The sequence below is a fragment of the Curtobacterium sp. 'Ferrero' genome (genome assembly GCF_002412165.1).
Classification (GTDB): domain Bacteria; phylum Actinomycetota; class Actinomycetes; order Actinomycetales; family Microbacteriaceae; genus Curtobacterium.
The window spans coordinates 80,842-88,503 of sequence record NZ_NXIA01000016.1 but is presented as its reverse complement, the minus strand read 5'-3'; the positions used below and the strand labels follow the sequence as shown (position 1 = coordinate 88,503).

7 protein-coding genes are annotated in these 7,662 nt (G+C 70.7%); 3 read left to right on the top strand and 4 right to left on the bottom strand.

Annotation, left to right across the window (positions count from 1 at the left end; genetic code table 11):
* Positions 1 to 638: phosphoserine phosphatase SerB (serB, locus tag Csp2054_RS13745; RefSeq protein WP_096900002.1), on the bottom strand; the 638-nt coding region annotated here is incomplete at its 3' end.
* Between the two features lie 104 nt (positions 639 to 742).
* Positions 743 to 1,984, bottom strand: a complete 1,242-nt coding sequence (locus tag Csp2054_RS13740; RefSeq protein WP_096900001.1) for a glucose-1-phosphate adenylyltransferase — start codon at positions 1,982 to 1,984, stop codon at positions 743 to 745.
* A gap of 47 nt (positions 1,985 to 2,031) precedes the next feature.
* Between Csp2054_RS13740 and glgA the strand changes: the two genes are divergently transcribed.
* The 3 genes from glgA to Csp2054_RS13725 all read left to right on the top strand — a co-directional run bounded on the left by glgA (position 2,032) and on the right by Csp2054_RS13725 (position 4,521).
* Entirely contained in the window at positions 2,032 to 3,228 is a 1,197-nt protein-coding gene (gene glgA, locus Csp2054_RS13735) for a glycogen synthase (protein ID WP_096899999.1), read from the top strand.
* 120 nt (positions 3,229 to 3,348) lie between these two features.
* Entirely contained in the window at positions 3,349 to 4,131 is a 783-nt protein-coding gene (locus Csp2054_RS13730) for an ABC transporter ATP-binding protein (protein WP_096899998.1), read from the top strand.
* 141 nt (positions 4,132 to 4,272) lie between these two features.
* The gene (locus Csp2054_RS13725; protein WP_096899996.1) at positions 4,273 to 4,521 is read left to right on the top strand and encodes a type B 50S ribosomal protein L31; all 249 of its coding nucleotides are present in this window, start codon (positions 4,273 to 4,275) and stop codon (positions 4,519 to 4,521) included.
* Positions 4,522 to 4,776: 255 nt separating this feature from the next.
* On the opposite strand, the gene Csp2054_RS13720 is transcribed toward Csp2054_RS13725, so the two are convergent.
* The gene (locus Csp2054_RS13720) at positions 4,777 to 5,484 is read right to left on the bottom strand and encodes a 3'-5' exonuclease (RefSeq protein ID WP_176491708.1); all 708 of its coding nucleotides are present in this window, start codon (positions 5,482 to 5,484) and stop codon (positions 4,777 to 4,779) included.
* A 315-nt stretch (positions 5,485 to 5,799) separates the two neighbouring features.
* Positions 5,800 to 7,557: a maltose alpha-D-glucosyltransferase gene (gene treS, locus Csp2054_RS13715; protein WP_096899993.1), complete on the bottom strand. Its 1,758-nt coding sequence runs from the start codon at positions 7,555 to 7,557 to the stop codon at positions 5,800 to 5,802.
* Between the last annotated feature and the right edge of the window lie 105 nt (positions 7,558 to 7,662).

The following is a 7,662-nucleotide window of genomic DNA, read 5'->3' as shown; positions in this document are numbered from 1 at the left end:
CAGCCGCGCAGGCCGAGCGTCGCCAGGACCACCGACAGGTCACGGTCGACGACCGCGACGTCGGCCTCCTCCCGCACCCGCGGCTTCGCGTCGAACGCCACTGACAGGGCCGCGGCCCGCATCATCTCCAGGTCGTTCGCCCCGTCGCCGACGGCGATCGTCCGCGCCGGGTCGACGCCGTCGGCCGACGCCCACTCCCGGAGCGCGGTCGCCTTCGCCGCCGCGTCGACGACGTCGCCGAGCACGCGCCCGGTCAGGATGCCGTCCGTCACCTCGAGCCGGTTCGCGCGGCAGTGGTCGAGGCCGAGGTCGGCTGCGAACGGGTCCAGGACCTCGTGGAACCCGCCGGAGACGACGCCGACCGTGCCGCCTGCGGCGTGCACGCCGTCGACCAACGCACGTGCCCCGCTGGTCACCCGGACCGCCTGCCGTGCGGACCGGAAGACGTCGTCCTGGAGGCCCGCCAGGGTCGCGACACGCTCCCGGAGGCTCGCCGCGAAGTCGATCTCGCCGCGCATGGCCCGCTCCGTGATCGCGGCGACCTGTGGCCGGGTCCCGGCGGCGTCGGCGAGGAGTTCGATCACCTCGTCTTCGAGCAGGGTGGAATCGGCATCGAGGACGACGAGGAAGCGGGGCACGGACCAACGGTACCGACAGCCGGAGGCGCGGCTGACGTNCGCCCGGCAGGACGCCTACGCGTCGGTGCCGACGGCGACGCTACGCGTCGGTGCCGACGGCGACGCTACGCGTCGACGCGCACGCCCTTGCCGACGACCGTGATGCCGGACTCGGTGACCGTGAAGCCGCGGGCCTCGTCGGCGGCGCGGTCGACGCCGACCTGCGCACCCGGTCCGATGACCACGTCCTTGTCGAGGATCGCCCGGTTGACGATCGCCCCGGCACCGATCTCGGCCCGCTCGAACACGATCGAGTCGAGGACCTTCGCACCCGAGTCGATGCTGCACCACGGCCCGATGACGCTGCGCTCGAGCTGGGCGCCCGAGAGCAGGCAGCCGAGCGAGACGATCGAGTCGACCGTCGTGCCGGTGTTGCCGTTCGCGTCCCGGACGAACTTCGCCGGCGGCAGGTTCGTCTGCTGGTTGAAGATCGGCCAGTCCTGGTTGTACAGGTTGAAGACCGGGACGGGGGCGATGAGGTCCATGTGCGCGTCGAAGAACGAGTCGATCGTCCCCACGTCCCGCCAGTAGTACTTGTCGCGGTCCGTCGAACCCGGGACGTCGTTGCGCTGCAGGTCGTACACGCCGGCGTCGCCGCGCGCGACGAAGTCCGGCACGATGTCGCCGCCCATGTCGTGGTTGCTCGTCTCCACCTGGCCGTCGCGGAGGACCGCGTCGACGAGGGCGTCGGCGTCGAAGACGTAGTTGCCCATCGAGGCGAGCACCTCGCCGGGGGAGTCGGCGAGCCCCACGGCGTCCTTCGGCTTCTCGAGGAAGGCGTCGATCTTGGTGGGGTCGTCGTCCGCGACCTGGATGACGCCGAACTGGTCGGCGAGGCCGATCGGCTGGCGGATCGCTGCCACCGTGGCACTGCGGCCGGAAGCGATGTGGGCCTCCACCATCTGGTGGAAGTCCATCCGGTAGACGTGGTCTGCCCCGACCACGACGACGATGTCGGGGCGTTCGTCCCGCAGCAGGTTCAGCGACTGCAGGATCGCGTCCGCCGAACCGGCGAACCACCGCTTGCCGAGCCGCTGCTGGGCGGGGACGGAGGCGACGTAGGAGCCGAGGAGCCCCTCCATGCGCCACGTCGCCGCGACGTGACGGTCGAGGCTGTGCGACTTGTACTGGGTGAGCACGACGATCTTCTGGAGTCCGGAGTTCACGAGGTTCGACAGTGCGAAGTCGATGAGCCGGAAGTTGCCGCCGAACGGGACTGCTGGTTTCGCGCGGTCCGCGGTGAGGGGCATGAGCCGCTTGCCCTCTCCGCCGGCGAGGACGATGCCGAAGACCTTCTTTGGTGCCATACCGCTCACAGTATGCGTCCGGACCCGCGAACGGTTACGTTGAACCGGTGCGAGTCGATCTGTTGACCAGGGAATACCCACCAGAGGTGTACGGCGGCGCCGGCGTCCACGTGGCTGAGCTCACCGCAGCGCTGCGGTCGGGGACGGACACGGAGGTCCGGGTCCGGGCCTTCGGGGCCTTCCGCGACGAGGCCGACGTCTGGAGCTACCGGACGCCGGACGGCCTCGACCGCGCGAACGGCGCGCTGCAGGCCCTCGGCACCGACGTCCGCATCGCCGCGGACGTCGAGGGCGCCGACCTCGTGCACTCGCACACCTGGTACGCCAACGCCGCCGGCCGCATCGCGCAGCTGACCCACGGCATCCCGCACGTCGTCACGGCGCACAGCCTCGAGCCGCTCCGGCCCTGGAAGGCCGAGCAGCTCGGCGGCGGCTACCGCCTGTCGAGCTGGATGGAGCGCGAGGCGTTCGAGCAGGCCGACGGCGTCATCGCGGTGTCGAAGGCGATGCGTGCGGACATCCTGCGGTCGTACCCGTCGATCGATCCGGCACGGGTGCAGGTCGTCTACAACGGCATCGACATCGACGAGTGGAAGCCGACCGTCGACGAGGACGCCGTCCGGGCGCTCGGCATCGACCCGACGCGCCGCAGCGTCGTGTTCGTCGGCCGGATCACCCGCCAGAAGGGCCTGCCGTACCTCCTCCGCGCGGTGGCGTCGCTGCCGTCGGACGTCCAGATCGTCCTCTGTGCCGGCGCGCCCGACACACCGGAGATCATGGCCGAGGTCACCGGGCTCGTCGAGTCGCTCCGTTCCGAGCGCGACGGGGTGGTCTGGATCGACCGGATGCTCTCCCACCAGGAGGTCGTCAACGTCCTGTCCTCCGGCACGGTGTTCGTCTGCCCGTCGATCTACGAGCCGCTCGGCATCGTCAACCTCGAGGCCATGGCCTGTGGCATCCCCGTCGTCGGCACGGGGACCGGGGGGATCCCCGAGGTCGTTGCGGACGGCCTCACCGGACGGGTCGTCCCGATCGACCAGGCGCAGGACGGCACCGGCACGCCGACCGACCCGGACCGCTTCGTCGCCGACCTCGCCGCGACGCTCGACGAGGTGCTCGCCGACGAGGGCCTCGCCAAGCTCATGGGGCGCGCGGGTCGGCTGCGGGTGGAGACCGAGTTCACGTGGGACGCCATCGCGCAGCGGACCCGCGCCGTGTACGACCAGGTGCTCGCCGGGCGCTGAGCGGACCCCGGCCGTGCGCGGCCGGGTGCTCGCCGGTCGCTGAGCCGACCCGGGCGCGTGGCGTGGACCGATCCCGGTGTCGCGCCACGGGCCCGGTGTCCGACCCCGTAGGCTGGGGACATGCCCTCGGTCGTGCGCTTGTCAGACGTCTCCGTGGTCCGCAACGGGGCCACCATCCTCGACTCCGTGACGTGGGAGGTGCAGGACGACGAGCGCTGGGTCGTGCTCGGAGCGAACGGCGCCGGCAAGACCACGCTGCTGCAGGTCGCCGGGGCGCAGTCGTTCCCGACCACCGGACAGGTCGAGGTGCTCGGCACCGAGCTCGGTGGGGCCGACCTGTTCGAGCTCCGGCCCCGCATCGGCTTCGCGTCCACCGCGCTCGCCCGTCGGATCCCGGTCACCGAGACCGTCCTCGACGTCGTCCTCACCGCGGCCTACTCGATCACCGGTCGGTGGAACGAGGAGTACGAGGAGCTCGACGTCCGGCGTGCCCAGCGCGTCCTCGACGAGTGGGGCCTCGGCGCCTTCACCGAGCGCACGTTCGGGGAGCTCAGCGACGGCGAGCAGAAGCGGGTCCAGATCGCCCGCGCCGTCATGACCGACCCCGAGGTCCTGTTCCTCGACGAGCCGGCCGCGTCGCTCGACCTCGGCGCCCGCGAGAGCCTCGTGCGCACCCTCGGCGGGTACGCGCAGAGCGCCGACTCGCCGGCCATCGTCATCGTGACCCACCACGTCGAGGAGATCCCGGCCGGCTTCACCCACGCCCTGATCCTGGCGGACGGACGCGTCCAGGCGGCCGGACCGATCCGCGAGGTGCTGACCGACGCGACCCTCACGACGGCGTTCGGCATCGACCTGAGCGTCACCGAGGACGACGGCCGCTGGACCGCCCGCGCGTCGTAGCGGCTCGCACGGCCGATCTGGTAACGTAGACGGCTGGCGCACGCCGCAGACTTCCCGCGCGGTGTCCTCCGGATCCCTGGCCCACGGTCAGGTGTCTCCTGGTCATCCGCGCAGTCCGACCATCTCAACCGAGGAATCTCCATGAAGACCGACATCCACCCCGAGTACAACGCCATCGTCTTCCGCGACCTGGCCTCCGGTGAGACGTTCCTGACGCGCTCGACCGCGACCAGCGACAAGACCATCGAGCTCGACGGTGCGACCTACCCGGTCATCGACGTCGAGATCTCGTCCGCGTCGCACCCGTTCTACACGGGCAAGCAGCGCATCCTCGACTCGGCCGGTCGCGTCGAGAAGTTCAACCAGCGCTTCAAGGGCTTCGCCAAGTAAGGCAGCTCGCGCGCGTCCTGACGGGCGGTCCTCCTCCGGGAGGGCCGCCCGTTCGGCGTTGGTAGGGGTGAGTGCGCTCGGCGTCGGCGGGCGGTTGCTTGCGTCCAGCTCGAGCGCCGGAACCAGGTTCCGGGCACAGCACCGCGGAAAAGCGTGGTGTGGTGTCCGGAACCAGGTTCCGGCGGCGTCGCTGCGAGGTGGCGGCGTCGCTGCGAGGTGGTGGCTTTACTGCGACGGCCGCGGGACGGGCGCGTGCTACGAACCGTTGCGGTGCGGCCAACGCCCGTCGGCAGTGAACGCCGCGTCGCGCTTCGCCCGCATGTACTCCTGGAACGACGCCGCTTGCTCGGCGCACCAGCCGACCTGTTTCCGGTGGAGCTCCTCGGCCGAGACACCGAGTTGGTCCGGGTACTTCGCGGCGATCGCCTGGGCCACCCGCCCGGCAGCAACGGCGTCCGCCCCGGCATCGTGCGCGTCGGACAGCGTCACGCCGTAGAGCTCTGACGCGGCCTCGAGCGTCCGCTTGCCCTTCCGGTACGTGTCGAGCGCCTTGTCGATCACGAGCGGGTCGACCACGTTGCCGATGACGGGGGAGGGCAGGCCGTGCCGACGGGCCTCCCGATCGAGGACCGTGAGGTCGTACGGTGCGTTGTAGATGACGAGCGGGATCCCGCGGGCGAACACCGCCTCGACCGCAGCGATGACCTCGGCCACGACCTCGCCCGCCGGGCGTCCCTCGGCCTGGGCGCGCTCGGTCGTGTAGCCGTGGACCGCGGCCGCACCCTCGGGGATGGCGATGCCGGGGTCGGCGACCCAGGCGCCCTCGACGATGGAGCGACCGGTCATGTCGATCAGGCCGACGTGCGCCGTGACGATCCGGGCGGTCTCGACGTCGACGCCGGTCGTCTCGAGGTCGAACACGCCGAGGGCGTGCCACCACGGTCGGCCGGAGAGGTCCTGCACCGCTGCCGGGGCGACGCGCGCGCTGCCGGTGCCGGTGTCGCCGCCGGTTTCGTCGCCGGTGCCGCCGACCCCCGGGAGGGCGGAGGACGGTGCGGTCTCGGTCGCGGAGTACGTCACGCGGCCAGGCTAACGGGACGCACCGACACGCACGACGCGACCCGCCTGCGGGACGTGCGCCGTGCCTCCCGTCCGAGCGACCGGACGGGCGGACCCGACCAGACCCGCCCACCGGACGGACCGCCCCGACCAGACCGGCCCACAGGACGGGTCGGCGCGTCGGCCCTCATCCCACGGGACGGGCCGGCGCGTCGGCCCTCAGCCCGCGGCGGGAGCCGGACCCGGATCCGCCACGGCCGCCACCGGCGCGACCGGGGCCGCGCCGACGTGCAGCCAGAAGAACGACTGCGTGCCGAGGGTCAGGGTGACGTTCCCCTCGTCGTCGAACGACGGGAAGGTCCCGCCGCCGAACAGGTCGTACAGGGGCCGACCGGCGAACTCGGGCGCGTGCACCGTCACCGAGGTCGGGTTGGTCGCGAACGAGAAGACGCAGAGGACGTCCTCGGCGTGCGGCCCGAACTGCTGCCCGGAGCCCTCCCAGGACCGCACGAACGCCAACACCGAGTCGTTCGAGGTGTCCTGCACGTCGAGGGTGCCCATGCCGAACACGGGGTGGGCCTTCCGGACGTGGATGACGTTGCGGACCCAGTGCAGCAGCGACCGCGACTGCGCCAGCTGCGCCTCGACGTTGACCTGCGCGTAGTTGTAGACCAGGGACTGCACGACGGGCAGGTACAGCTTGCCGGGGTCGGCAGTGGAGAAGCCGGCGTTGCGGTCGGGCGTCCACTGCATCGGGGTGCGGGACGAGTCGCGGTCGGGCAGCCAGATGTTGTCGCCCATCCCGATCTCGTCGCCGTAGTACAGGAACGGCGACCCCGGGAGCGAGAACAGCAGCGCGTGGATCAGTTCGAGCTCGGCGCGGGAGTTGTCGAGCAGGGGCGCGAGACGCCGCCGGATGCCGATGTTGGAGCGCATCCGCGGGTCGTAGCCGTACCAGCCGTACATGGCCTGCCGGTACTCCTCGCTGACCATCTCCAGCGTCAGCTCGTCGTGGTTGCGGAGGAACACGCCCCACGCCGCCGACGAGGGCACGTCGAGGGTCTCGGACAGGATCGCCTTGAGCTCGGAGGCGTGCTGGGCGCGCAGCGAGTAGAAGATGCGCGGCATGACCGGGAAGTCGAACGCCATGTGGCACTCGGGCTCCTCGTCGGTGCCGAAGAACGCGGCGGTCTCGCGTGGCCACTGGTTCGCCTCGGCGAGGAGCACCCGACCGGGGTACTCGTCGTCCACCATCGCGCGCAGCTTCTTGATGAACTCGTGGGTCTCCGGCTCGCCCTCGCCGTTGCCCTCCTCGGACTCGAACAGGTAGGGGATCGCGTCGAGCCGGAGCCCGTCGACGCCCATGTCGAGCCAGTGGCGGACGACGTCGTACACGGCCTCCACCACGGCCGGGTTCTCGAAGTTGAGGTCCGGCTGGTGCGAGAAGAACCGGTGGAAGAAGAACTGTCTGCGTACCGGGTCGAACGTCCAGTTCGACTCCTCGGTGTCGACGAAGATGATGCGGATGTTCTCGTAGTGCTCGTCGGTGTCGCGCCAGACGTAGAAGTCGCCGTAGGGGCCGTCCGGGTCCTCTCGGGACTGCTGGAACCACTCGTGCTGGTCCGACGTGTGGTTGATCACCATGTCGATGACGATGCGCATGTTGCGTTCGTGCGCCTTGGTGACCAGTTCGCGGAAGTCCTCGAGGGTGCCGAACTCGGGCAGGATCGCCTTGTAGTCGGCGATGTCGTACCCGCCGTCACGCAGCGGCGACTGGAAGAACGGCGGCAGCCAGATCGCGTCGATGCCGAGCCACTGCAGGTAGTCCAGCTTGCCGATCACGCCCTGGATGTCGCCGATGCCGTCGCCGTTCGAGTCGACGAAAGAGCGGATCATGCACTCGTAGAAGACGGAGCGCTTGTACCACTGCGGGTCCAGGGTCAGGCCTGGGAGCTGGATCGGGGCCGTGAACGTCACCCTGGACACGCTAGGCCGCCAGGCTGGCGCTGTCCGCAGGAAGGGTGCAGACCGCCGACGGGCCGGCCTGTCGGCCGTTCGGCCGTTCGGCCTGGAGGCACGGAT

Coding starts and splice junctions, on each gene's coding strand:
- Csp2054_RS13740 (WP_096900001.1), bottom strand. CDS start 1,984: ATGGCACCAAAGAAGGTCTTCGGCATCGTCCTCGCCGGCGGAGAGGGC.
- Csp2054_RS13730 (WP_096899998.1), top strand. CDS start 3,349: ATGCCCTCGGTCGTGCGCTTGTCAGACGTCTCCGTGGTCCGCAACGGG.
- Csp2054_RS13725 (WP_096899996.1), top strand. CDS start 4,273: ATGAAGACCGACATCCACCCCGAGTACAACGCCATCGTCTTCCGCGAC.